Genomic DNA, 25,293 nt, shown 5'->3' with positions numbered 1-25,293 from the left:
AGTTTTTTGCCGCAGCGATTGTTCCGGCCTGCTCTTCAGAGTATAGTAATTTTCTTGTAAACGCATTACAATGTAAGGGGAATCACAGATAAAGAGAGAAAGAAGGATGCGATATGTCAACTAAACGCAAACCGCCTACACTGCAGCAGAAGAAAGAAGAAGTCAACCGCAAGGCAATCCTATGGATCAGTGCAAGTCTGGTACTGCTGGTTCTTCTCATTGTCGTTTTGTTTATCGTAGCAGGGAACTAATTCAACCAATGGTAGACCTTATGGGGGTTGGTCTGATTTGGAGGCGCATCCGAGGGGAAACGAACCTCCGGCAGGACTAGCTCCTCAGGCAGAACCCCTTTACTAATCTGCACCTTCGTGCCCATCGGCACCATCGCGAACAGCTCCTCCACATCCTTCCGGCTCATCCGTATGCATCCCAGTGATTCATCCTTGCCGATACTATCCGGCTCATTCGTGCCGTGTATTGCATAATTGCTGTCCGAGAGCTGCATGCCCCGGCTGCCGAATTCACCGTTATCACGTCCATTCGGATTGACCACTTTATCCCGGATGACGAAATTCCCTTCAGGCGTGTTGTCACCGCCAAGTCCAACTGCATAGTTCCGCAGAATGATATTGCCGCTGGTTACTGCCAGCCGGTGTTTTTGTTTATCTACAATAATCGTGAGCGGTGCTGTAAAAAAGGGCGTCTCCGCCCCGCCGGCTCCGCTGCCAGTCTCAAGACTGCCTCCGCTTGTCTCATCCTGGCCCGTTGAACCGGCGGCCGGTGTTACGGCAGGCTGCGGAGAAGGACTTGGCACTGCAGCAAGTCCCGATGCTGTCCCGCGGAGCGGAGCGAACTCCTCCTTCATCAGCGGCGTTATTCCGCCCAGCCAGTTGGCCGGGAACGGCTTCACCAGCTCCTGCAGCGAATCCGGGAGGGCCCCCTTGCCCGTCTTGTACGCCCGCATGGCACTCCAGAGTACAGCAAGCTCCTCCTGCTTCTCCTGCCACTGACCCGCCTGCTTCTTGATTTCCGCCGGATCCGGCGGCTGGCAGTCGCATACAGCCGGATTATAGGACTGGTACACCACACGGCCATCTTCGCTTTTGGCGAGCGTAGCCGCCAGCGGAAGCTTCTTCTTCCATAGCAGCCACTTACCCGACCGCTCCATGCTTAGCATTGCCGTGGCAGAAGGCGTCTGTGCGTTCTGCAGAATATCCGCCAGCCCCTGACCGCCGGCAACAGCATCTGCTCCGGCAGCTGTGAAGGACAAAATCGGCTGAACTGCCGGAGTCTTGTCTTCATCTGCCGCCAGCAGCTCAGTCAGCGCACCGGATGTATCCTCCGCGGCCTGTCCGTCCGGGCTCTCCTGCTCCTGGCCGAGTCCCGGAGCCACTGCAGCCGGAATCAGCAACAGCAGCAGCAGCATGAAGGCCAGCAGCACACGGCGCGTTCTCAGCCTGCCTGCCTGGCGTTCCCGGGACGATTGCAGCAGCCCATCCTCATATTCCTTCAGCATTTCTGCCGGCACCTTGCTGTGTTCAAATGCCTCATACACTTCGCCGGCCTGGTTGAAGCAGTAATTGGCTTTTCCCTGCTGGCCGTTCTTATAATATTCCTTACCGAGCAAGTACCATGCCATCTTATTATCAGGATGCATCTGCACATATGCTTTAAGATGCTGCGAATTTTTCACATTGGCCTCCGGGGGTCTATGATTCGTTTTAATATTTAGTTATATTTTATATCGGTCAGGGCATTAAAAAAAGACATCTCAAGCCGCATTTATCACGGTCAGAAGATGCCTTTATATTAATGTAAGGATCAGATATAAGTTTCACCCTACATCTGATCCTTACATTAGGTACTGATAAATTGAAGACCGGTTTAGCCTTCTTTGTTGAAAGGTGCATCCGCAATCTTAATGGAGTCTGTTGGACATCCGTCAGCGGAATCCTGCAGGTCATCGAACAAGTCGTCCGGAATCACGACATTACCGTGGTTGCCGTCGTTATCGTAGATCACTTCTGCCAAACCTTCATCATCGTAATCAAAAATATCAGGGGCCGTCGCGCCACAAGCACCACAAGCGATGCATGTATCTTTTTCGACCCAAGTGTACTTAGCCATTTTATCTCTGCCTCCCGTTAAACAATACAGCCTGCAGTAGCAGCCTGTTATTTTTCTCATATTAATATAAATAGGATACAATTTCAATGAATTTTCAATGTGTTTACAGTATTGCCCTATTAAACGGCCGCATCCAGACTGCAATTCCGGGCCGATATCTCAGTCGGTATCCCGGTCTGCACCACTGAGATTGTCCTTCTGCAGCGAGGTTCCCCGCTCCTTGTGATTACGCAGCCGCGCCGAGTGGCTGTCAGTGAGCATGCCTGCCGTCAGCACGGCGTTCTCACCAAACTTGTTGCGCAGCATATCCATCGCCTTATTCAGCGACTCCTTCTTAGGCTGCCGTTCGTAATCGAACAAGTCCAGCTGAATCGCGGAATCCTCCTTGAGCGTCAGGCCCTGAAGCGTCACACCCAGCAGCCGTACCGGCTTATCGCCTTTCCAGTGGCGCGCGAACTGGTCACAGACCGCCTTATAGATGTCTTCAGCGCTTTCTGTAGGAGCCTCAAGCTGGCGTGAACGGGTAATCGTCTTCATATCCGGCGTACGGATCGTTAGCTGTACCCCAGCTGCGACCAGGCCCTGCTTCCGCAGCCGCCGCGCCACCTGATCACTCAGATTCAGCAGGATCGGGCGCGCCTCCGCCAGCCCCACCACATCCCGCGGCAGCGTAGTCGTGTGGCCGATGGACTTGCTCTGTTCCCGCTCCGGGTTCACTACCCCGTGATCGATCCCGTTGCCGGCCCGCTTCAGCCAGGAGCCCATCACGCCAAAATGTCCGACCAGCATAGCCTCATCCGCAGCCGCCAGCTGTCCAATGCTGTAAATGCCCAGCTTCCGCAGCTTCTCGGCCGTCTTGCCGCCGATTCCGAACATCTCGTTGCAGGGTTTGTTCCATAGTACGGACGGCACATCGCGCAGCCGCAGCACAGAGATGCCATTCGGCTTCTTAAGATCGGAGGCAATCTTCGCCAGCAGCTTATTGGGAGCAATCCCGATCGAGCACGGGAGACCCAGCTCTTCCATAATACGCCGCTGCAGCGTCTCTGCAATCTCCAGAGGGGTTCCGAATTGCCGCGAACCGGTAATATCCAGATAACATTCGTCTATCGATACCGCTTCAAGCAACGGGGTATAGCTGTAGGCAATCTGCATAAATGCATTCGAGTACTTGCGGTATAAATGAAAATCCGGCTTAATAAGGATTAAGGATGGACAGATCCGCAGCGCCTTCTGCACCTGCATCCCGGTTGAGATGCCCAGCCTGCGTGCAGCGTAAGAGCAAGTGACTATGATCCCCCGCCGGGACTCTACGCTCCCGGCAACAGCCGTCGCTTTACCTCTATACTGCTCCGGATCCTCCGCTTCATGCACCGAGCAGTAAAAAGCGTTCATATCCACATGCAGAATAACCCTGCCGCTTGCCGGATAATATTGATCCACATTCTGCATGGTATCTACCTTCTTATCTTCAGGGTTCCATTGTTATTGCCAGCATACCTCTTCACCGGGCGGGAGGTCAACTTACAGAAGAGCCCCTTGCGTCAATCAGGTGAAAAGTTCTTTGTTACTTTCCCGCGTAAAAATGCTATAATATAAAAATTCATTTCATATACGTGTATTTAACTACTACTACAACTTTTAGGAGGACACTCATGTCTAAGTCCATCTCCATCTTCGATACTACTCTGCGCGACGGCACTCAAGGCGAAGGGATCAGTCTGTCGGCGGATGATAAGCTGAAGATTGCCAAGAAACTCGACGATCTGGGTGTCCATTATATTGAAGGCGGTAATCCGGGAAGCAACAGCAAAGACATCGAATTTTTCAAAAGAGTCCAGGAGCTGCATCTGAATGCCAAAATCACGGCATTCGGCAGCACCCGGCGCAAGAATTCGGTGGCGGAGCACGATGACGGGCTGCAAAGAATGATCAATGCCGGTGTTCCGGCGGCTACCCTGGTCGGGAAGTCCTGGGACTTCCACGTTCATACTGCGCTGCAGACTACTCTTGAAGAGAACCTGGCCATGATCGGCGACTCCATCTCCTACCTGAAACGTCAGGGTCTGGAGGTCATTTTCGATGCGGAGCATTTCTTCGACGGGTATAAGAACAACCCCGAATATGCTTCTGCCGTACTCGCCCGTGCCCGCGAAGCCGGTGCAGACTGGCTCGTAATGTGCGACACGAACGGCGGTACTCTGCCGCATGAAATTCAGGAGATGGTCTCAGGCATAGGGCTTCAGCTTCCGGGTTCCGCACTGGGCATTCATACACACAATGATTGTGAGCTTGCAGTAGCCAACACTTTAAGCGCAATCGGCGCAGGTGTGCGTCAGGTTCAGGGAACCATTAACGGCTACGGCGAGCGCTGCGGCAATGCCAATCTGTGCTCCATCATTCCAACCCTGCAGCTGAAGATGGGCTATTACTGTATTCCGGGGGATTCATTGCCCCAACTAACCAATACCGCACGTTTCATCAGCGAGGTCGCCAATGTGAACATGCCGGTGAACCAGCCTTATGTCGGAACCGCGGCCTTTGCCCATAAGGGCGGCATTCATGTCTCAGCCATTCTGCGCGATTCGCGCACTTATGAGCATATTGCCCCTGAACTGGTCGGCAACAAACAACGTGTGCTTGTCTCTGAACTGGCAGGCCAGAGCAATGTATTGTCCAAAGCCCAGGAGATGGGACTCAGCCTGGATCCAAGCAGCGAACAGGCCCGCAAGGTTATCGATAAGATCAAGGACCTGGAGCATCAGGGTTATCAGTTCGAGGGGGCGGATGCCTCACTTGAACTGCTGCTCCGGGAAGCTACCGGTGAGATGAACGAGCTGTTCACCTTCGAATCCTTCAAGATGCTGGTGGAGAAAAGCGCCGGACGCCCTGTTGTCTCCGAAGCCTTCGTCAAACTGAAGGTCGGCGGCGAGAACCTGTATACTGCGGCGGAAGGCAATGGTCCGGTCAATGCGCTGGATAACGCGCTGCGCAAGGCGCTGCAGACATACTTCCCGCAGCTTAAGGATATGCATCTCTCCGACTATAAGGTCCGGGTGCTTGACGAGCAGGATCAGACCGCAGCGAAGGTCCGCGTACTCATTGAATCCAAAGACTACGGAGACACCTGGAGCACAGTAGGCGTATCCAGCAATGTGATTGAAGCGAGCTGGGAGGCATTGGTCGATTCCATGCGCTATGCTCTGCTCGGACAGATTTCGCTGGATCAAGGTACCCAGGCCAGCAGTGAACCGAGAGGCTTAGTCAATCACTAACCGCCTTCATCCATATGATCACAAGCAAAAGCCCTCCGGTGCGAACTCAACTTCGCACCGGGGGGCTTTGCAGCACATGGCTTACGGCTCCGCTAGGAGCCGGTTAACGCGATAATTTTTTTCTCCAGTTCCTCAGCAGACAGGACACCGAGAATAATCTCGCTAATCACACCATTCTTGTCAATCAGTACATTGGTCGGGAAGACTGCCCCATTATATTTATCGAAAATCTGGCCTTTCAGATCATACATTACCGGAAATGCCAGCATATACTTCTTCACAAACCGTTCTGCGTTAGGCTTATAATCCTGGCTGGTAACATTGATGCCGTAGATATCAAGAACATCGCTGTATTTCATAGCCATCTTGTTCAGCTCCGGAGCTTCCTGCTGGCAGGGATCACACCACGAGGCCCAGAAATTAAGCATTACCGCTTTCTCTCTGGCTCCGCCGACTTCATACCGTTGATCTCCCTCCTGCAGCGTGAATGCAGGTGCTTTCTTTCCCGCATAAGCACCGGTCTCAGGTTCTGCCTGCTGCTGAAGGACTGCTACTGCCTTGGGTTCAGCATTGCTTCTATGTTCTATGGCAAGAATGGCCAGAAATATTATCAGGGCCAGAACGGTCAAATTCCGTTTGTGGACTGCTTTCATAGGAGTCAGTTCCTTTGCTAAGAGGATTTTCCTCTATTGTACCCCCACTCACTGCAGTTTCAAACGTTATTCCCAATAAAAAAAGAGGATTCCGTCAAAGACGAAATCCCATGAAGAGAGAGGGGTGAAGATATGACAGCGAGCCAGGGAATCCCCCAGTCGATCAGACTGAGCTCTTCCGTACAGCATATGCTGGGGAAGCATCTGCTGTCCTGTTATCCGCAGGAGGCCTGCGGAATCCTGCTGGGAGCTGCCGCAGCGGGTGGCATGTGTATCGACAACTATATGCCGATACGCAACGTAGCGCCTGACCCGCTGCATTCTTTTGTGCCTGATCCCGGGGAGTGGGTCAGAGCCGTGTACCGTGATCCCGCGCCTGTCGGATTCTTCCACTCCCATCCGCATGCTGCGCCCTGGCCTTCTCCTGCCGATCTGAGCGGCCTGTCTTCGCTGGGGCCTGAGTTCAAGGTATACCTGATCGGCTCTCCGGGAACCGGACATACAAGTGCTCCGCTGTTGAATGGCTTCCTTATTCAGCGGCCCGACAACGCCGGGTCCTCGCAGACACATACCTTGCAGCATGTGCCGTTAAGTCCTGCTTAGATACGCATATAGATCGCCCAGAGTCTCCACCTGTTTCTTCTGGGAAATCTGCCTCATATAATCCACCCAGAGTTTCGCCGTCATCTTGGCATCTTCCAGGGCATGATGACGGCCTTCAATCGGAATCTCGTGGATAGCCAGAAGCTCATCCAGCGTATAATTACTGCGGTGCGGCTCCAGCCAGCGGGCCAGCATCATCGTATCCAATACCCGGTGGGTCAGCTGCACCTTGGAGGTTTTCCATAACGCTGCATTCAGAAATGATTTATCATGAGCGCTTCCATGCGCTACCAGCACTCTCTGGCCGACAAAAGACATGAAATTATGCAGTCCGTCCATCAAAGACGGCGCACTGGAGGTCATCTCTTCTGAAATTCCGGTAAGCTTCGTGATCGTATCCGGAATCGCCGCCCCGCAATTCACCAGCGTATAGAAACACTCGTCTTCCTTAATCTCTTCGCCTACCACACGGATCGCCCCGAAGGACATAATTTCATCCCCGCCCTGATGGGAGAAGCCGGTAGTCTCAAGATCAAATATAACGGTCTCCAGTTCAGAGAGCGGAGTATGCAGCACTTCCGGACGCCGTTTCTCGCGCATAAGAGAACGGATAAACGCCATCTGCTGTGCTGTTTGCTGCGCTGATTCCCCGCCTCTCATGGATGCGATGGCAGATGGCATTCCGCCTTGTCTCAGGTTGTTCCAGAACCCTCCGCCTTTGTTCGGCTCCTTCATGGCTGTCTCCTTTCCGCTGACCGGAGCTGACGCTGCAGGGCCTTATGCAGACGCCTGACCAGCAGCAGACTTTCCCGCAGCTCAGTTCTGAGCTGCTTATTCTTCAAATCATTCTCCGCATAATAATCACTGCTCGCAAGCAAACCGTCTTCCACGGTATAAGGCGTATTCACCCGCATCTTCAAGGCCGTCAGAAATGCCCGCCGGATCTCTTCAAGATGCTGGTATTTGTCCAGTTCTGCCAAATGCTCAAGCCTCTTCAGCGTCGAAGAATCCTGTATCCCGTGCAGCAGCGACAAATGCCTGACAATATTGACAAGCGGAATATAAAGACCGTATTTGACATCAAAACCGCCGGCATAATCGCCAAACCGTTCCGTGAGCACCTGTCCAAGCAGATTAAGCGTTGCCTTATGGCGAACAGTATTGCGCAGCACAGCCATCGTCAGTTTGTGATTGTCCGCAAACCCGGCATGAAAGACTTCTTTCCACTTCGCGGACAATTCTACGCTGCCGGCCACATGGCGCATATCAGAAGCTATGATCAGGTAACGGACAGGCTCCCATTCCAGCTGCTCCATCCATCCCGCCAGCTGATGCTCCCATTCAGGCAGTGTTTTACGCCACAAAGGCTCGGAGCACATCACCTTGCCGTCGCATTTCTCATAACCCGCAGTTTCAAGCACATCGGACAACATGGCTCCAAAGGCTTCGAAATAGCTTTTCTTAAGCCCATCCAGCTCTCCTTCTACAATCAAACCATTATCCTGATCACTCCACAGCGTAGCTTCCTGTCTGCCTGCACTGCCGAATACAATAAAGGAATAGGCGCAGGGAGGCAGGCCATAGCCCGCCTCCTTCATCTGCGCCTCACATATACGTACCGCCGTTCCTGCAATCTGATCATGCATTGCATTCACCCGGCACATCCATTCCTCAACCGGAATAACATTTAACTGCTCCAGAAGTACTTTTTGACAAGCGGTACGCCTGGCCTTAAGCTCCTGCGGCGAACCGGCCGTTACGATGGACAAGTATCTTTCATCTTCGTTCCAGTCTGCTGTCTCCATCGAAGCCACTCGGTCCGCCTCCCTATTAAGTAGAAGATATAATTATTTCAGGGGTTTGGATTCCGATTCTGTGATCAGTTTCATTTGTTCAGGATACCCGTAAGTACCATGCTCACTGATATCCAGACCCATCAATTCTTCTTCTTCAGTTACGCGCAGTCCGATAACCAGTTTCATTACGTAGAGGATAATGAAGGACATAACCGCTACGAAAGCAAAGGTTCCGATTACACCAAGCGCCTGTACTCCCAGCTGGTGAGCGCCGCCGCCGTAGAACAGACCGGCTTTACCAACACCAACAGTTTCAACAAGCTCAGGTGTTGCAAACAAGCCTGTAGAAATCGCTCCCCACATTCCTGCAATACCGTGAACAGAGAAAGCGTAGATTGGATCGTCAAGACCTGCACGTTCCAGCCACTGGGAAGTCATGAATGTGAATGCACCAGCGATAAATCCAATAAGAATTGCTGCCCAAGGTTCTACAAATGCACAGGCGCCAGTGATCGCAACGAGTGCAGCGAGAACACCGTTTAGCATTGCCGGAATGTCCGACTTGCCGAAGTACAGCCAGGAAGCAATCAGCGCTGCCAGACCGCCTGCCGCAGCAGCCAGGTTCGTTGTCAGTGCCACGTGGCCGAAGAATCCGCCCATAGGGGACAATGCACTACCCGGGTTGAAGCCAAACCAGCCGAACCAGAGAATGATAACGCCGAGTACCGTGAATACCTGGTTGTGACCAGGAATGATAACCGGTTTACCTTCTTTATTGAATTTGCCCAGACGGGGTTTGAGCAGAATTGTTGCCACAACTGCTGCAGTTGCACCTGTAAGATGGACAACCGTGGAACCTGCATAGTCCTGCATGCCCAGTTCAGCCAGCCAGCCGCCGCCCCATACCCAGTGAGCTACAACCGGATAGATGACTACGGAGAAGAGAATTCCGAAGATGATGTATACGCTCAGCTTCGCACGTTCCGCCATACCACCGGATACGATCGCCAGGGAAACCGCTGCGAAAGCCATTTGGAACAGGAATTTTACATTTAGGGTTACATCGGAGAATGCCAGGGATTCGAACGAGGAAGCCGTTGTGTCTCCACCGTAGAAGAATCCTGTAGTGCCGAAGAAGCTATTGCCGTTACCGAAGCCAAGACCGAAGCCCAGTGCCCAGAAACACAAGCTTGCAATGGCCAGTGTCAATACCGTCTTACCAGCAACGTGGCCTGCATTCTTCATCCGGACCGAACCGGCTTCAAGCATTGCAAAACCAGATTGCATAAAGAATACAAGGATAAATGCCAGGAACGTAAACGCAGTGTCAAGTCCGATTTGCAGATCCGGTGCTGCCGGACCCTCAGCTGCAAATGCGCTGACCGGGTAGATCATCAGTGTAACCATGGCCAGGAACATCATCAACATCTTTTTTTTCATACTTTACCCCACTCCCCAATGTTATATTTTCTAACAAAGCGTGAAACTCTTAATGTCATTATAATCAGAAGTCAGGGAAATTGACAAGACTATTTTTTTGAATGTTTTAATTTATTTATGGTAGCTCACGATTTATTCACAGAATGCCAAATCTCCCGCCATACCGCAGATAATCCGCACAAACCGCCAACTTCTATATCAACCGTGGGTGCAAGCGTATACATGGCGTGTAAGATTTCAGACTATTCCTTTTGTATTTTTATTAATGTCTGTTAGTAAACATGCCTTTTTCCGCCGGATTTTTTCTGACATCGTTTTTATTTTCCTTCCATATATAAATAAACTCAACCGCTTTTTCTACGTAACTTCCTAATAATATCTGGCTGTACATAACTCCCGCTTCAATACATGACACGTAATGTGATATATAATTCATCTTATCCAGTTGTATTACATTAATAAACAGCGAATCTTTCAGCAAATGCTGCATATACTTTAAGTAAGTGTGACGTTTGACTGTACGGTTTGGGTTTTGGTATCATTAGTTAGCAGGATAATTTAATGAACAGAGTGCATCGCTGTGTTACAGCCTGCCTCTTCCAGTGAGGTGAGACAACTTGGAGATATGACCCTTTACCGGATCGGTGAGCTGGCCAAGGCGGCCGGCACGAGTGAACGTACCATTGATTATTATACGAAGCTCGGACTGATTACACCTGAATCAAGAAGCATGAAGAATTACCGTTTGTACAACCATGAAACCTTGGTCAATTTACAACGTATTAATCAGCTAAAGCAAGAGAAATATACATTGGAAGAAATCAAATCCCTGATGGGCAAATGGAACGCAGCTACACCGGAGGCCGAGGTCTCGGGCAAACTGGTCCAGCTTGAGCTTCAGATGCAGCAGCTTGAGCGTGAAGTTAAGGCTCTTGAACCGGTAATCAGCGGTTTGAAGCCCGGACAGGCCAGCCGGGCATTAGCAGCATTAATTCCACAAGGCGTTGCCTGCATGGAAGCGATCCGGCTTCTGCTGACACAGGGGCCGCCAATGTAACAGCTTGTAACTTAAAGTGGAGGAATGAGACATATGATGCCCCTAATGTATCTATTATTAATTATCGCTTTTATCTTCTCCGTGTGGGCCCAGTTCAGGGTCAAGGGTAATTTCAAGAAATGGGCCAAGGTGCCCAACATGAATGGATTGACCGGATATGAGGCCGCCCGCCGTATGCTTGATGCAAACGGACTGTACGATGTACCTATCGAACCGGTAAGGGGCACCCTCTCCGACCACTACGACCCGGTCAACCGTGTTGTCCGGCTGTCTGAGCCAGTATATTACGAAAGCTCCATCGCAGCGGTTTCCGTCGCCTGTCACGAGATCGGCCATGCGATTCAGCATAAGGAACATTATCCGATGCTGACGCTCCGCCACCGGATGTTCCCGGTCGTCAACTTCGCATCAGGTGTTGCACCATTTATGCTGCTGGCCGGTTTTATTTTCAGCTCATTGAACCTTATCGGTCTGGGGATCGTTTTCTTCTCAGCCGCAGTAGCCTTCCAGCTTGTCACACTGCCTGTTGAGTTCAATGCCAGCAGCCGGGCACGCCGGATTATGGTCCAGCAAGGCTTCATCCGCAATGAAGAGGAACGCGGCGTCGCCAAGGTCCTTAACGCCGCAGCGCTCACGTATGTGGCAGCAGCATTGGTCTCCCTGCTGGAGCTCATCCGTCTGATCCTTATGTTCCTGGGCAACCGCGATTAATTCATAATTACAAACAATACCCCGGTCGGCTATGAGCCGACCGGGGTATTGTTTTGCTGTCTGTCCTTGAAATAGGTTAGCAGGAAGGTACGGAACGAACGGGCCACCAGCGGAAGCTTCCCGTCCGCCCGGTGAATCAGTCCCACCGTTCTTGTAACCGACGGTTCAACGACCCGGACCTGCGCCGGCTGCATCGGATTGGTCTGGTAGAGCGCCATCTCGGGCAGCAGACTCACTCCCATCCCGGCGGCCACCAGACCGCGGATAGTATCTGTCTCCCCGCCTTCAAAAGCAATCTGCGGCTTAAAGCCCGCCTGCAGACATGCTTGCCATACTATCGGCCGCAGCGAGTAGCCTTGGCTGAACAATACGAATTTCTCTTCACGCAGCTGCTCCAGCCGGATTACTTCCTCTCCGGCCAGCGGATGATTCTGCGGAAGAATGGCGAACAGCTCTTCAGTCATTACAATATCTCCGGCCACATGCCCGTCATTCTCCGGAAATGGAGAAATGAACGCCAGGTCCACCTCACCCGAAATAACATCCTTGATTAACGAAGGATATGCGCCCTGCTTAAAGCGGAATTTGACATGGGGATAATGCCGGCGGAATTCCGCAACTATAGAAGGAATGAGATGGGTCCCCAGACTGTGCGGAAATCCGATGCGGATCTCCCCGCGCTCCGGATCAAGGAATTCATGAACCTCCGCCACGGAACGGTCCAGCTCGTTTAGCAATGATTCCACTCTTTTGCAAAAGAGCTGTCCGACGGGAGTAAGCTGCAGGTTCCTCCCCTTCTGCATGAACAGATCTACACCCAGTTCCTGCTCAAGCTGATGGATCTGGCGGCTTACTGCAGATTGCGCGACATGCAGCTCTTCCGCCGCTCTGGTGACATGTTCCTTTTGGGCAACTTTTAGAAAATACTGCAGCTGTCTAAGCTCCACGTCTCCACCCTCTCTTATCTCCCTTTTCTTTTGAATACGCGGATCATAAGCCCGTAAATGAAGAACCCGGCTATCAGGCCGCCGATATGGGCCATGTAGTCTACATGCGGCGTAGCAAAGGACATAATAATCCCCATGACCAGGAGGCCGTACAGCGTCTTGCGCGAGCCCTCATCCATCAATGTTCTTTGCAGAAGCGCAATGTAGAGGAACGCGCCATAAATCGCGTAGATGGCGCCTGAGGCGCCTACAGAGACAATCCCGATCTCAACCACTCCGCGGCCGCTGATGGCAACTCCCAGCAGATTCGCCAGGAACCCGCCCGCCAGATACAGCAGCACATACCGCCACCAGCCCATCAGACGCTCCAGGGGAGGCGCAAAGACCAGCAGGGCGAAACAGTTAAAGAACAGATGCGCAAACCCGTTGTGCAGGAACATGGCCGCAGCGTAGCGCCACAGTTCCTCTTTTTCCGGGCCGACATTTACCGTTGCCCCGAACTTGACGAGGGTTTGCAGATTTGTCGATCCGCCGTTCAGCGACAGCACAATAAACATAACTACATTAGCCAGAATCAGTAAACAGGTTACCGGGTAATACCGGAGATAACTTTTCCACTTCTCGTATCGTATGAAAATCATAGCACCCATCCTTTTATGTATGTTTGTCCGGCTCGACATTCAGCTTCTAAAAAGATTATAATTTATTGTGGCAGTAACAATCCAATATTGCAATTCAAGGAGGAAACAAGGACATGACGCAAGAAAGAACAGGCGTAGCTACTTTTAAAGGCAATCCCATTACTCTCGTAGGACCTGAACTGAAGGCAGGAGATTCCGCACCAGCATTCGTGGTAAGCAAGAATCTGCTGGAAGATGCTTCACTCGGTGATTATGCCGGCAAAATAAAGCTGATCAGCGTTGTGCCTTCCCTCGATACCGGTGTGTGCGATGCACAGACCCGCCGCTTCAACAGCGAGGCTGCCGGACTCGGCGATGACGTAGTTATTCTCACCATCAGTACAGACCTGCCTTTCGCCCAGGCACGCTGGTGCGGCGCTGCAGGCATTGACAGTGTAATTACGCTCTCCGACCACAAGGAAACCTCATTCGGACAAGCCTACGGCGTACTGATCAAGGAATTCCGTCTGGATATGCGGTCCATTTTCGTTGTGGACAAGGATGACAAGCTGGCTTATGTCGAATATCTCGGCGAAATGGCGGAGCATCCCGATTATGAAGCTGCCATCTCAGCTGTCCGGGCACTGCTGTAACCGCCGCGAACGATATCCCACTTATAAATATCGGTCTTAGAAAAAAAAGCGGCAGAAGGTCATCCTTCTCCCGCTTTTTGCGTATGATGATCCATATTTATTAATGCCTAGCACGGCCTGTACCGCGCTTAGAAACCGCATACATTCTCTGAACAAAAAAGTGAAGTTTGCTCTTAATCAGCCTTATATTTGCCCAGCTTCTTATCCAGCGACTGGTACAAACGCTGAATGACACGGTAATTGGCACCCAAATCGCCGAGCGATCCTCTGGATGCGGAATACATATCTACGGCACAGCGTACCGGCGAGGTACTCAGCACAGATACGGTGATATCCAGTGTGCGGCCGAATGCCGTTCTCTTCTCCAGGGTGATCTCCCCTACAGACTGTACTTCATGAAGTACCTTGAATCCAGGAATCTTCTTCAGCGTTGCGGATACTTCGTCCCACGCCTTGTCTTTTGAAAGAGTGTAATAACGCGTTTTGAGTGCCGGATCTTTTGCACGGTCGCTTGTTCCGTCATGACTGCGAAATAAACCGACCAAGGTTCTTTTCAACGACAAAATTCTTCCCCCTCTTTAAATCCCAAGTTCACTACCCTAAGTGTAACACTCTTATCGCCGGAACAAAAGAGCATAGCGCACTTTCCCAGGGTTAATAACCCAAACACACACCATAAAAGGCACCCTATTCCTGCAGGTGAGCAGGTAACAGGGTGCCTTGTCAAAAACAGTGGAAAACCCGCCTATGCCGTCCGGCTGCAGTGTCTTCTGAACCTGCTATAGCAGGTGGGTGACCGCAGAAGTCGTTTTTGAATTCCCCAGGTCGTATAGACAGGGCTGTTCAGCCGCGCTTCATGTAGATCTCCCAAGACATTATCATTGGTTCAAAACAACGAGCAACCATAACGAACATCGCAGGATTTATTAATATTATATTGCGTTTTAACGAAAAAGTAAACCTGTATGCGCTTTAATTAACACCGGAATAAATTTCCGTCATAATTATACGTCTTTCAGTTAACGGGATGTTAACTCTTCTTGAGGTTGATGCCCTCTTCCTCTTCCTCTTCATCCTCATCAGAAGGCATGCCTTCATTCTCAGCAGCTTCCAGCGCCGCCTGCTCCTCAGCCAGCTTCTTCTTCTCCACCTGCAGCTGCAGCTTGTTGTAAGTTGCATAGAAGTTAAAGAAGGCCAGCATAGCAACAAATGTAGGAATACAAAGAGCGTAGAGCACCGGATACCGCAGACCTATATAGAGAAGAACCGCTGAACCAATAAGTGTTGAGAATACACGGATCGGCCGGGCGATGGTCAACAGAATGGAGTTGGTCACCACTTCCTTGAAGGTCATCTGGTAATGAACCACGATCGAGAAGAAATTGAACATGGAAACGAACAAAATAATCATCAGCACGAGCATTAATATACCGACGATTTTGAGATTGGCCATCTGTGTCATGTATACGGTAACATCAACGTACATGATCACGAACAGCAGGGTGTAGATCACCCCTCCAAGCATGCTTTTGAAATAATTCTCTTTGTACCCCTGAAAAAAAGTCCGGAACGTGCTTACATCCGTGTTGCCCATAACCCATTTGCGCACTACTGTAAACAGCGCCGCCGTAGCGGGAAATACAGTGAATGGCGCGAGTACGCCAAGTACCCAGTTGAGCGTGATCTGCTCATTCGGCCCGCCTGCTTCCGAACCCAGCATAATCATCTTCATAATTCCTGCGAACAGAAACGGAACCGAACACAGTGCCCACAAAATATTACTGAAGGCAATACGTGATATCCATTCCGTGATGCGGTATAAACCGCCCATTGCTCCCTTAAACTCCAATTCCCTTCCTCCTGTCTATCTAGCGCATACTGCGTATCTTAACTATACCCTATTTGACCCGGACTTTTCCAGCGCCCAAGTTTACAAGTTATAGGTAAGCGTCTATGCAAGCTCCGAGATCCGTCCATATATTAGAATCGTAACCACAATAACCACTGTTCAAAGGAGGTTAACCCTATGTCCGCACCTGGATGCTACAATCCTTGGACTTCCACCGGTACGATTCTCGTTCTGTTCATTCTGCTCGTCATCATTACCCGCACTTTTATCTAAACATGTATGATAAGGATAATGTATTGCGCGAAGCATATAAATTCTTATCTCTGCAAAAAAAGAAGACGAGAACCGCTAGCGGTCGCTCGTCTTCTTCCTATGTCAAACGCAATGCTTAAACGTCGTAATCCTGTTTAGCCGGACGGGCGCTTGTGCTGCTTGGGCGCGGCGATGGTTTGCGGTCCGCACTGCGGCTTGCACCGCCATCGCGTCCTGCTCCCGCATCACGGTTGCCTTTGTAGCCGCCGCCGTAGCTGCTGCCGCTGTTGCTGCCATAGCCGCTGCTGTAGCCGCCACGGGTGCTTCCGCCGCTGCTGGCATTATCACGGTTACCGCGATAGCCGCCGCCACTGCTGCTGCCAGTTCCGGAGCCTGTACGGTTGCCGCCATAGCCGCCGCCGTTAGGCTTGCGTCCGCTGCGGATATCGTTCTTGCCTCCGCGGCGTTTCGCGCGGATCGGATCTTCAGGAGTCAGCTCGATTTGCGCATCCTTGTTATCGCCGGTAAGAAGCTTCATAGCTGCGGACAGCAGCTGTACAGAATCATATTGCTCCAGCAATTGAATGGCAATACCTTTGTATTCGTTCAGTTCGCCGCCGTCCTCAACCATTGCCAGCAGACGTTCTGCCGTAATGCGTTGTTTGCCTTCAATAGCCTCAGCCATAGTAGGAAGCGGTTTACGGGTAATGCGGTGACGGGTAACACGTTCGATCAGGTGCAGGTGATCCATTTCGCGAGGAGTTACGAAGGACCATGCTGTTCCTTCTTTACCGGCACGGCCGGTACGGCCGATACGGTGTACATAGCTTTCCGGATCCTGCGGAAGGTCGAAGTTGATTACATGAGTTACACCGGAAACGTCCAGACCGCGGGCTGCAACGTCTGTAGCAACCAGTACATCAATACTGCCGTCGCGGAATTTGCGCATTACAGCATCGCGCTGGTTCTGCGACAAGTCACCATGCAGGCCATCAGCGGAATATCCGCGTTTCTGCAATCCTTCAGCAAGCTCGTCTACCCGGCGTTTGGTACGGCCGAAGACGATAGCCAGATCAGGGGACTCCATATCAATCAAACGGCTGAGTGCTTCGAACTTCTGGCGTTCAGGAACTTCAATATAAGCCTGATCGATTAGCGGTGCGCTGATTTGCTTAGGAATTACGGATACATGCTGTGGATTCTTCAGGAACTGCTGGGCAAGACGTTGAATGTTAGGAGGCATAGTAGCCGAGAAGAGCATCGTCTGACGTTCTTCCGGAACGAGCTTGAGGATCGTCTGGATATCCTCCATGAATCCCATATCCAGCATTTCATCAGCTTCATCAAGTACAATGGTCTGTACATCATCAAGACGGATGGTTTTGCGGTTGATATGATCCAGGAGACGTCCAGGAGTACCAATAATGATCTGAGGTTTCTTCTTAAGTCCGCGGATTTGACGGCCGATATCCTGCCCGCCATAGATAGCCAGTGAACGAAGTCCCTTGAAGCGGGTCAATTTGCCAATTTCTTCTGCTACTTGGATAGCAAGCTCGCGTGTAGGCGTCATAATCAGTGCAACGATTTTTTCTTCTTCCCGGGCGATCTTGGAAATGAGGGGAATCCCGAAAGCAGCGGTCTTACCTGTACCCGTCTGTGCCTGGCCGATTAGATCCGATCCGGCCATTGCAAGCGGAATAGCTTGCTCCTGAATGGGTGTTGCTTCCTCAAATCCTAGTTCAGTGATTGCCTGTAGCACTTTTGGCTCCAAGCCGAATTCTGCGAATGTTTTCAAATTATTCATGCTCCTTCTATACAGTGGACATTCCACATGCTTGTCTGTATTCTTAAGTAGCGGTAAACACATTTATAGGCTGTCCAATCATGCCGTATTTCCTGCATGGTTTAGCGCGTATTGGGACAAAAAAGCTGTCCTATGATCAGGCCACTACATATACCTGACAACTGTAACTTCGCATTCTAAGCAATGCAAAAATACCATTGTAACGTCCTACTCAAGAATATCCTATACATTATATCACAAACCCGATCAGGAATACCAGTACATTCCTTTCTTTCATTACTTACATTAAACATAGAGGTGAATTTGTTTGTTGAAACTCAGACTATTCGGGAGTTATCTGGCCGTAATCTTCGGTTCTGCGATGATTGCCTGCGGCTTTAATCTGTTCCTGATCCCGCACAGACTGCTCAGTGGAGGAGTATCGGGCCTGGCCATGCTGGTCGGTTACTTCACTCCATTTAATATCAGCCTGCTGTATTTACTCTTCAATGTGCCGCTGCTTGCCGCCGGCTGGTTCCAGCTCGGACGGAGGTTCATTATCCTCAGTATCCTCTCTGTCGGAGCCACAACCTGGCTGATGACCCTGGTGCCGGTGCATCAGGTATCCTCGGACATGCTGCTGGCTTCCGTCTTCGGAGGGGTGCTTGTAGGTGTCGGGGCCGGAGTGTCTTTCCGTGTAGGCGGCTCGTCCGGCGGATTTGATATTCTGGGCTCGATTATTACTCGTTACCGCGATTTCCCGATTGGCAATGTCCTGGTCGGCCTTAACGGGCTCGTTATTCTGGCCGCAGCTTATTTCGATAACAACTGGAACCTGGCACTTGCATCCATGGTTTCCATTTATGTGAGCGGCAAGGTCGTGGATCTGATTCATGTCAGCCACATCAAGGTCACTGTCTATATAGTAACAACCCGGACGGATGAGCTTCTGCAGCAATTGCTGGGACTGCAGCGCGGCGTCACAAAGATTAAGACGGAAGGTGCTTATTCTCATGTGGAACGGGACATGCTAATGACAGTGACCACTCGGTACGAACTCGCAGAGCTTAAACGGATCATCAAAACAAGCGACCCGCAGGCTTTCGTGAACATCGTTGAGACGGTCGGGGTGATGGGGTCCTTCCGCAAAAGATAGGCCCTGAAAAAAATGCGCATATTTTAAAATTGTGATATATTAGTACCACGCAGGACCCTTATCAATTTCATGAAGATTGTGATTTACCCCTCTTTTTTCCAGGCACTTCGTTTTTCCGGGTGGACCCTGAATTCAAATTCAGTTCGATTCGAAAAAGGAAAGGGTGATTTTTGTGGAAATGGAAACGGTAAAACTGTCAGCAATCGTCATGAGGTGGTATCCCGATATGATACCGTTTCTGAAGCAGGACGAACTTAACTCTGTAATCGTTCTGCGTGACGGTCTGAGTATTCTGGAACCGGCAGATGCCATGGATATCATCCATTACAGCATTTGCGAGCATCAGAATTCTGCGTATCTTCACTAAGTAAGCTGCTTTAGAGCAAGTTTTGATAGTTGCCGCTTCGGATTCGGCCTTCGTGCCGGATCCGGGCGGCATTTACTTTTTAATTCAGCGGTTCAAAATCTGTACATCCCGTTTATAAACAACAAGAGCGGTTTTTATGACACCAAAAATTACGGGTATTGTTACAAGTCTGTTCTTTTTGAGTGCACCCGTTACTTTATACTTTAAGGGAATGTACATAAAGGGAGCGAAAATGAAATGAACATCACCTGGGCATTACTGATGATGGCCCTGGGAGGCGTTGGAGTGCCGAATAACGGCCACGACGCTGATGTGGCAGCAGCACTGCAGAGCGCCATGAATCCCCCCATCGTCGCAGAACACACTACGAATCCAGAGGCAACAGCGACTTCACCGAATGGTGCTGGCGGCACTGCAGCACCGGCACCTTCACCAAGCGCAACACCAGAGACAGTACTTCATACCGATCCGCAGCCAGATGCACCTAAGGTTAAAGGGATTTATGTAACGGCCTACAGCGCCGGGGGAGCGCGTATGGAGACCCTGCTTGCCCTGCTCGACAAAACCGAACTGAATTCCATGGTCATTGACATCAAGGACGACGCCGGATACATCACATACAAAACGGATAACGCTGAACTCCAGCAAATGGGACATCCCCAGCCGTTCATTGGAGATATCAACAAGCTGATGACACGCCTGAAGGAACATGACGTATATCCCATAGCCCGGATTGTTGTCTTCAAGGATTCTGTACTGGCTAAGAAGAACAAGGAATTATCCTTTGTAAATTCCGACGGCTCCGTCTGGGCTAATAAGGGCGGAGACAGCTTCGTGAATCCGTATAATGAAGCAGTGTGGAAATACAACGTGGATATTGCCAAAGAGGCGGCTAAGCTTGGATTCAAGGAAATTCAATTCGACTATGTGCGCTTCCCTGAAGGCTTCGAGAAACGTGCAGATACATTGAAATATACCAAAAGCGACAGACCGCGTGTAGAGATTATTGCCGACTTTGTCAAATATGCCAAAGCAGAGCTGGCTCCGCTCGGTGTCCGTGTCTCTGTTGATATCTTCGGTTATGCAGCCTCAGTTCCTGCAGCAGAGGGCATTGGCCAGGATTTCGTCAAAATATCGAAGAATGTGGATGTCATCAGCCCGATGGTCTATCCGAGCCATTACTCTACCGGCTGGTTTGATGTGAAGGACCCGGATAAGGACCCTTATGCTACAATCAAAGGCTCGATGGTCGATACGCACAAGAAGCTTGATCCGCTCGGCAGCTACAAGCCGGTAATTCGTCCATGGATTCAGGATTTCACCGCCAGCTGGCTCGGCAGCGGCCATTATGTCAAATACGGTAAGAAGCAGGTTGAAGACCAGATCCGCGCCTTGAAGGACGAGAACGTGGATGAATTCCTGCTCTGGAACGCCAATAACCGCTATACCTCGGAAGTGGATTACGAACAATAAGCTTACAGCAATTATCTGATGTATCCAATCACCATAAGACATCACCATAAGACGATCCGGAACCCGGCAGCTGCCGGGTTTTTTACTGAGAACTAAGCATGTACATTCTTATACACTACTATATAGATAACGGGGCATTGATTATTATGAATCAGACATCATCCATTAAACAAAAGGCCGGGCAGTTTCTGCACATTCTGCTTCCGATCCTTATTACACAGATTGCATTGTCAGCCATCACCTTCTTCGATACGAACATGTCCGGTAAATTCGGCACGAATGATCTCGCCGGTGTTGCTATCGGCACTAGCTTGTGGATTCCCATTCAGACCGGGCTCAGCGGGATCCTGATGGGAATTACACCAATTGTCTCGCACCTCATCGGCAGCAGACGCAATAAGGATGTCGCCCATCAGGTAATGCAGGGCATGTGGCTCTCCTTGCTCGTATCGGTGCTGGTTCTCATTCTGGGCGGATTGGCCTTATCGCCGGTACTCAATTTCATGAACCTGGAGCCAGAGGTACGCGATATCGCATTCCGGTTCCTGCGGGCGATTTCTTTTGGCATCATTCCATTGTTCGGTTATACCGTAGTCCGCAGCTGTATTGACGCACTGGGTCAGACCCGTGTCTCGATGTTCATCACACTGATTGCTCTGCCGGTTAACGTGGGACTCAATTACCTGCTAATCTTCGGTAACTTTGGCTTCCCCCGCCTTGGCGGAGTTGGCGCCGGTGTAGCCTCAGCCATTACATACTGGGTAATATTCCTGATTGCCCTGATCTTCATCTACCGTGCCGAGCCTTTCAGAAGCCTGCAGCTGTTCCGCAAGTTCCATGCCATGTCGCTTGGCAGCTTCAAGGAACTGCTGAAGATCGGTGTTCCTATCGGCTTCTCGATTTTTTTTGAAACCGCGGTTTTCTCAGCCGTTACCCTGCTTATGAGCCGCTTTGACACGGTTACTATTGCAGCCCACCAGGCAGCGATCAACTTCGCGTCTACGCTGTATATGATTCCGCTGAGCATCTGTATGAGTCTGACGATACTTGTCGGCTTCGAGAGCGGTTCCGGCCGGCTGAAGGATGCCCGCCAGTATGGGATTATGGGCATCGGAACGGCTGCGGTCCTCTCCCTGCTTACCGCACTTGTGCTGCTGTTCGCCGGAAGCCATGTTGCCGGGCTGTACTCAGATGAACCGGAAGTAATCTCACTAATCCAGCATTTCCTGATCTATGCGATCTTCTTCCAAATTTCCGATGCTATCGCCACACCGACCCAGGGCGTGCTGCGGGGTTATAAGGATGTTACCCCTGCCTTCATCATTTGCTTCATTGCATACTGGGTAATTGGTCTTCCGGTTGGCTATCTGCTCGCCACTTATACGGATCTGGGTGCTTACGGCTACTGGATCGGCCTGATTACCGGTCTCGCTATCGGAGCCATTCTGCTGCTGGCACGGCTGGTCAGAGTGCAAAGAAGATTCGCGCCTGAGAAGGCTTGAGCATATTTACAGCTAGATACATGCAAAAACAGCCGCAGACTAGAGGACTATCCTCCAATCTGTGGCTGTTTTTTAATTTACCGGCTCTTTACAAGCAGTTCTACCGCTTCCTTGATTACTTGCTCAGTAGAATTCCCTTTTGCAAGTTCTTCCTGGATGCAATGTTCCAGGTTGTCTCCGATCACCGCACCAGCAGTACGGTCCACTGCAGTTCGTATCGCTGTCAGCTGTGTCACAATCTCCCGGCAATCCTTGCCTTCTTCCAGCATACCGAGCACGCCGCGCACCTGGCCTTCGATTCGTTTCAATCTGTTGATTATAGCCTTATCATATTCCATGGTTTCCTCACTCCCTCTATACGAACAGATTAACAGCAGAATCCTCCGCGGCACCAAGATAGCTGGCAACACCGCCAATTTCAATCCCGTCAATTAATTCTTCCCGGGCAATACCCATGATGTCCATACTCATCGAGCAAGCCATCAGCTTCACACCGGCATCAAGGGCTCCCTGCATCAGCTGTTCCAATGAATCCACATTCTTGCGCTTCATAGTATAGCGGATCAGCATAGAGCCCAGCCCGCCCATATTCATTCTTGATAAGGGAAGCTTTCGGGTGCCTCGCGGCATCATCATTCCGAACATCCGGTCGAGGACGCTCTTCTTTACCTTCGGCGGCTTCCCCCGGCGCAGAACATTAAGCCCCCAGAAAGTAAAAAACATCGTTACCTGCTTTCCCATCGCGGCGGCGCCTGAAGCAATGATGAAGGAGGCAATGGTTTTGTCCAGATCACCGCTGAATACAACCAGAGTTGTGCCTTCAGTGACCTGAAAATTCTGCACAGGGAGAGTATCAGCATCTGCCTTTCTGACTCCCTTTCGCACCAGCGCCTTCACCTTGCCTCCAGATACATCTACTGATTCCAGAGTATTATGCGTCTTGCTGCACCACTGTCTGATGTCAGCAGCAAAACCAAAATCCGTTGCAGTAATCTCAACCTGCTGCCCCGTTTCCATCGATTTAATAGTTTCGTATATTTTAAGTATAGGGCCCGGGCATTGCAATCCGCAAGCATCCAGTATAAGACGCTGTTCACCCTTAGGTTCTTTCACGCGAACTACAGCACTGGCCGGAGCGGGAGCTGTTGAAGAGGCCAGAGTCCCCTGCTTCTCTAAATTTTGCGGTTCACTTTCTGCCATTGCGGCATAGGTTTTATATCCGCCATCTACATTTTTCACTGGATAACCGTATTGGCTCAACATTCTCGCGGCAATGTATCCTCTTAGCCCTACCTGGCAGGACACGGCAATTTTCTGATTACAAGGAATTTCGGAGAGCCGGTCTCTAAGCTCCGGGAGCGGAATATTTATAGAACCGGAAATAGAACCAGCTATCCGCTCTACTTCATCTCTGACATCAATAATGAGTCCGCCGCTGCGTGTGAAATCATCCACCTCATGCCACTGCAGATTACGGACGAGTCCCTCCATTATATTGGAAGCAACATACCCGGCCATATTTACGGGGTCCTTGGCTGAGGAGAATGGGGGAGCATAAGACAATTCTATATCGGCCAGCTCGTCAGCCTTAAGATTGCCGCGGATTGCTGTGGCAATCACATCAATTCTTTTATCAACACCGCTGCTGCCCACCGCCTGTGCTCCATAAATAACTCCCGTCTGCGGATTGAACAACAGCTTCATAGCTATCGGAGCAGCACCGGGATAATATCCGGCATGGGAATTGGGATGTATATGCACAGCTTCGTATGCTACCCCCAGAGTCTTAAGCGTCTTCTCGTTATTTCCGGTAAGGGCGGCAGTTAAATCAAAGATTTTGATAATCGCCGTCCCCATTGCTCCGCTGTAAGAAGACTCGCGTCCATTAATATGATCTGCCGCGAGACGGCCCTGCCGGTTCGCTCCCCAAGCCAGGGATACCATAGTATCAAATCCTTGAATGCGGTCCTTCACTTCAATGACATCCCCGACGGCATAAATAGCGGGGTCACTGGTCTGCAGTGAGGCATTCACTTTAACGGCTCCCCGGATGCCAAGCTCCAGACCGCTGCTGCGTGCCAGCTCATTCTCAGGGCTGACTCCAATTGCCATAATCACCATATCTGTCTTTAGCTCTTCACCGGAAGTGAGGCGAAGCAGGCTGCCTTGTTGTTCAAAAGCCTCTACACCCTCGTTCAGCCGCAGCTCTACACCATGCAGCCGCATATGTTCTTCCAGCGGCCTTACCATTTCCGGATCTAACGGATTCAGAATTTGCCCTCCCCGGTCAATTACGGTTACTGCAAGACCCCGCTGCCGCAGATTCTCCGCCATTTCAAGTCCGATAAAGCCAGCACCGATTATCGTGGCATGCTCTGGCTGAGAAATATCAACATAAGCTTTGATACGGTCGGTATCAGGAATATTCCTTAGTGTGAACAGATTCTGTGCATCGGCTATACCATGAATAGGCGGCACTACCGGCCGCGCACCGGGAGACAGCACGATGATGTCGTATGGAATCTGATCAACCTCCCCGGTCTTTACATTCCGGCAATGCACCAACTTGTGTTCACGGTCTATTCCTGTTGCCTCAGTAAACACTCTCACCTCGATATTAAATCTTGCCGTTATGCCGGCAGGTGTCTGCAGAAACAGCTTATCCCGGGAATCAATGGTTTCCCCGATATAATATGGCAGTCCACAGTTGGCAAATGAAACATGTTCTCCCCGTTCCACAATAATAATCCGGTCTTGCTCATTCAATCTTCTCAAGCGCGCTGCAGCTGATGCTCCTCCTGCTACTCCGCCAATAATAACTATAGTTCTGCCCACTTGCATTTCCCCCTCACGTTGTCATACCCCTAGGGGTATTACTATATACGGGTGGGGGTATATAGTCAAGTGAAAAAAAGCGCCCTTCTCGTGAAAAAGGCACCCGCATAATGAAAGAAACCATCCTCTTTCCGGCTCAGTGCTGGAAAGGCCAGGTTAAGAAAAAACCCGCCTGTCTCCAGGCGGGTCTTAAC

The 25,293-nt window shown here is 50.8% G+C and carries 25 protein-coding genes and 1 other RNA gene; 11 read left to right on the top strand and 15 right to left on the bottom strand.

What is annotated here, in order from left to right; genetic code table 11:
- Nucleotides 1–113 precede the first annotated feature (113 nt).
- Entirely contained in the window at nt 114–251 is a 138-nt protein-coding gene (locus PBOR_RS37375) for a hypothetical protein (protein ID WP_167549535.1), read from the top strand.
- On the opposite strand, the gene PBOR_RS12585 is transcribed toward PBOR_RS37375, so the two are convergent.
- From PBOR_RS12585 to PBOR_RS12575, 3 genes are all read right to left on the bottom strand, one after another.
- Nucleotides 248–1,639, bottom strand: a complete 1,392-nt coding sequence (locus PBOR_RS12585) for a L,D-transpeptidase (RefSeq protein WP_342671109.1) — start codon at nt 1,637–1,639, stop codon at nt 248–250. The two genes, PBOR_RS37375 and PBOR_RS12585, sit on opposite strands and share 4 nt — an antisense overlap.
- A gap of 245 nt (nt 1,640–1,884) precedes the next feature.
- Nucleotides 1,885–2,127, bottom strand: a complete 243-nt coding sequence (locus tag PBOR_RS12580) for a ferredoxin (RefSeq protein ID WP_042212050.1) — start codon at nt 2,125–2,127, stop codon at nt 1,885–1,887.
- A gap of 159 nt (nt 2,128–2,286) precedes the next feature.
- A complete protein-coding gene (locus PBOR_RS12575; protein WP_042212048.1) occupies nt 2,287–3,579 on the bottom strand; it encodes a DNA polymerase IV in 1,293 nt (430 codons plus the stop codon).
- 203 nt (nt 3,580–3,782) lie between these two features.
- Here PBOR_RS12575 and cimA point away from each other — a divergent pair, with 203 nt between their 5' ends.
- Nucleotides 3,783–5,402, top strand: a complete 1,620-nt coding sequence (gene cimA / locus PBOR_RS12570; RefSeq protein WP_042212045.1) for a citramalate synthase — start codon at nt 3,783–3,785, stop codon at nt 5,400–5,402.
- A 92-nt stretch (nt 5,403–5,494) separates the two neighbouring features.
- On the opposite strand, the gene PBOR_RS12565 is transcribed toward cimA, so the two are convergent.
- Nucleotides 5,495–6,055: a TlpA family protein disulfide reductase gene (locus PBOR_RS12565; protein ID WP_042212043.1), complete on the bottom strand. Its 561-nt coding sequence runs from the start codon at nt 6,053–6,055 to the stop codon at nt 5,495–5,497.
- 132 nt (nt 6,056–6,187) lie between these two features.
- On the opposite strand from PBOR_RS12565, the gene PBOR_RS35435 reads away from it, so the two are divergent.
- Nucleotides 6,188–6,658, top strand: a complete 471-nt coding sequence (locus PBOR_RS35435; RefSeq protein ID WP_052429453.1) for a M67 family metallopeptidase — start codon at nt 6,188–6,190, stop codon at nt 6,656–6,658.
- Here PBOR_RS35435 and PBOR_RS12555 read toward each other — a convergent pair.
- From PBOR_RS12555 to PBOR_RS12545, 3 genes are read right to left on the bottom strand one after another with little or no spacing between them, the layout of a single operon-like run.
- Nucleotides 6,644–7,393 carry an exonuclease domain-containing protein gene (locus PBOR_RS12555; RefSeq protein ID WP_042212041.1) on the bottom strand — a complete coding sequence of 250 codons (750 nt, stop codon included), beginning with the start codon at nt 7,391–7,393 and terminating at the stop codon, nt 6,644–6,646. The genes PBOR_RS35435 and PBOR_RS12555 overlap by 15 nt on opposite strands.
- Nucleotides 7,390–8,463 carry a DUF294 nucleotidyltransferase-like domain-containing protein gene (locus tag PBOR_RS12550; RefSeq protein ID WP_042219323.1) on the bottom strand — a complete coding sequence of 358 codons (1,074 nt, stop codon included), beginning with the start codon at nt 8,461–8,463 and terminating at the stop codon, nt 7,390–7,392. The genes PBOR_RS12555 and PBOR_RS12550 overlap by 4 nt, the downstream gene beginning before the upstream one ends.
- A gap of 42 nt (nt 8,464–8,505) precedes the next feature.
- A complete protein-coding gene (locus PBOR_RS12545) occupies nt 8,506–9,894 on the bottom strand; it encodes an ammonium transporter (protein WP_042212039.1) in 1,389 nt (462 codons plus the stop codon).
- 625 nt (nt 9,895–10,519) lie between these two features.
- Between PBOR_RS12545 and PBOR_RS12540 the strand changes: the two genes are divergently transcribed.
- A complete protein-coding gene (locus PBOR_RS12540) occupies nt 10,520–10,951 on the top strand; it encodes a MerR family transcriptional regulator (RefSeq protein ID WP_042212037.1) in 432 nt (143 codons plus the stop codon).
- A gap of 33 nt (nt 10,952–10,984) precedes the next feature.
- Complete coding sequence (locus PBOR_RS12535; RefSeq protein ID WP_425415523.1) at nt 10,985–11,662, top strand: zinc metallopeptidase; 678 nt, start codon at nt 10,985–10,987, stop codon at nt 11,660–11,662.
- Nucleotides 11,663–11,691: 29 nt separating this feature from the next.
- On the opposite strand, the gene gltC is transcribed toward PBOR_RS12535, so the two are convergent.
- The gene (gene gltC / locus PBOR_RS12530; RefSeq protein WP_042212034.1) at nt 11,692–12,609 is read right to left on the bottom strand and encodes a glutamate biosynthesis transcriptional regulator GltC; all 918 of its coding nucleotides are present in this window, start codon (nt 12,607–12,609) and stop codon (nt 11,692–11,694) included.
- A gap of 14 nt (nt 12,610–12,623) precedes the next feature.
- Nucleotides 12,624–13,250 carry a rhomboid family intramembrane serine protease gene (locus PBOR_RS12525; protein WP_042212032.1) on the bottom strand — a complete coding sequence of 209 codons (627 nt, stop codon included), beginning with the start codon at nt 13,248–13,250 and terminating at the stop codon, nt 12,624–12,626.
- Between the two features lie 113 nt (nt 13,251–13,363).
- Between PBOR_RS12525 and tpx the strand changes: the two genes are divergently transcribed.
- The gene (gene tpx / locus PBOR_RS12520; RefSeq protein ID WP_042212029.1) at nt 13,364–13,882 is read left to right on the top strand and encodes a thiol peroxidase; all 519 of its coding nucleotides are present in this window, start codon (nt 13,364–13,366) and stop codon (nt 13,880–13,882) included.
- A 173-nt stretch (nt 13,883–14,055) separates the two neighbouring features.
- Here tpx and PBOR_RS12515 read toward each other — a convergent pair whose 3' ends face one another.
- The 3 genes from PBOR_RS12515 to PBOR_RS12510 form a co-directional block, all read right to left on the bottom strand.
- The gene (locus PBOR_RS12515; RefSeq protein WP_042212027.1) at nt 14,056–14,445 is read right to left on the bottom strand and encodes a DUF1499 domain-containing protein; all 390 of its coding nucleotides are present in this window, start codon (nt 14,443–14,445) and stop codon (nt 14,056–14,058) included.
- Between the two features lie 171 nt (nt 14,446–14,616).
- Nucleotides 14,617–14,808, bottom strand: a non-coding RNA gene (gene ssrS / locus PBOR_RS36195) — 6S RNA.
- A 104-nt stretch (nt 14,809–14,912) separates the two neighbouring features.
- Nucleotides 14,913–15,731, bottom strand: a complete 819-nt coding sequence (locus PBOR_RS12510; protein ID WP_042212025.1) for a YesL family protein — start codon at nt 15,729–15,731, stop codon at nt 14,913–14,915.
- 177 nt (nt 15,732–15,908) lie between these two features.
- Between PBOR_RS12510 and PBOR_RS12505 the strand changes: the two genes are divergently transcribed.
- On the top strand, nt 15,909–16,004 hold the full coding sequence (locus PBOR_RS12505) for a hypothetical protein (protein WP_042212023.1): 96 nt from the start codon (nt 15,909–15,911) through the stop codon (nt 16,002–16,004).
- Nucleotides 16,005–16,119: 115 nt separating this feature from the next.
- Here PBOR_RS12505 and cshA read toward each other — a convergent pair whose 3' ends face one another.
- The gene (gene cshA, locus PBOR_RS12500) at nt 16,120–17,778 is read right to left on the bottom strand and encodes a degradosome RNA helicase CshA (protein ID WP_042212021.1); all 1,659 of its coding nucleotides are present in this window, start codon (nt 17,776–17,778) and stop codon (nt 16,120–16,122) included.
- Nucleotides 17,779–18,097: 319 nt separating this feature from the next.
- Between cshA and PBOR_RS12495 the strand changes: the two genes are divergently transcribed.
- From PBOR_RS12495 to PBOR_RS12480, 4 genes are all read left to right on the top strand, one after another.
- On the top strand, nt 18,098–18,922 hold the full coding sequence (locus tag PBOR_RS12495; RefSeq protein ID WP_039299805.1) for a YitT family protein: 825 nt from the start codon (nt 18,098–18,100) through the stop codon (nt 18,920–18,922).
- Nucleotides 18,923–19,100: 178 nt separating this feature from the next.
- Nucleotides 19,101–19,289, top strand: a complete 189-nt coding sequence (locus PBOR_RS12490; protein WP_171718441.1) for a hypothetical protein — start codon at nt 19,101–19,103, stop codon at nt 19,287–19,289.
- Between the two features lie 237 nt (nt 19,290–19,526).
- Nucleotides 19,527–20,762 carry a putative glycoside hydrolase gene (locus PBOR_RS12485; RefSeq protein ID WP_042212018.1) on the top strand — a complete coding sequence of 412 codons (1,236 nt, stop codon included), beginning with the start codon at nt 19,527–19,529 and terminating at the stop codon, nt 20,760–20,762.
- A 146-nt stretch (nt 20,763–20,908) separates the two neighbouring features.
- Nucleotides 20,909–22,264 carry an MATE family efflux transporter gene (locus tag PBOR_RS12480; protein WP_042219317.1) on the top strand — a complete coding sequence of 452 codons (1,356 nt, stop codon included), beginning with the start codon at nt 20,909–20,911 and terminating at the stop codon, nt 22,262–22,264.
- Between the two features lie 77 nt (nt 22,265–22,341).
- Here the strand turns inward: PBOR_RS12480 and PBOR_RS12475 are convergent, their stop codons facing one another.
- The gene (locus PBOR_RS12475; protein ID WP_042212016.1) at nt 22,342–22,602 is read right to left on the bottom strand and encodes a metal-sensitive transcriptional regulator; all 261 of its coding nucleotides are present in this window, start codon (nt 22,600–22,602) and stop codon (nt 22,342–22,344) included.
- A gap of 16 nt (nt 22,603–22,618) precedes the next feature.
- Nucleotides 22,619–25,099 (bottom strand): FAD-dependent oxidoreductase, encoded by a 2,481-nt coding sequence (locus tag PBOR_RS12470; protein WP_042212014.1) that lies wholly within the window; start codon nt 25,097–25,099, stop codon nt 22,619–22,621.
- Nucleotides 25,100–25,293: the final 194 nt, after the last annotated feature.

The organism is Paenibacillus borealis (genome assembly GCF_000758665.1).
Lineage (GTDB): Bacteria > Bacillota > Bacilli > Paenibacillales > Paenibacillaceae > Paenibacillus_AQ > Paenibacillus_AQ borealis.
Note: the sequence above shows the minus strand (reverse complement) of the source record. Positions and strands in the feature narration are given on the sequence as shown.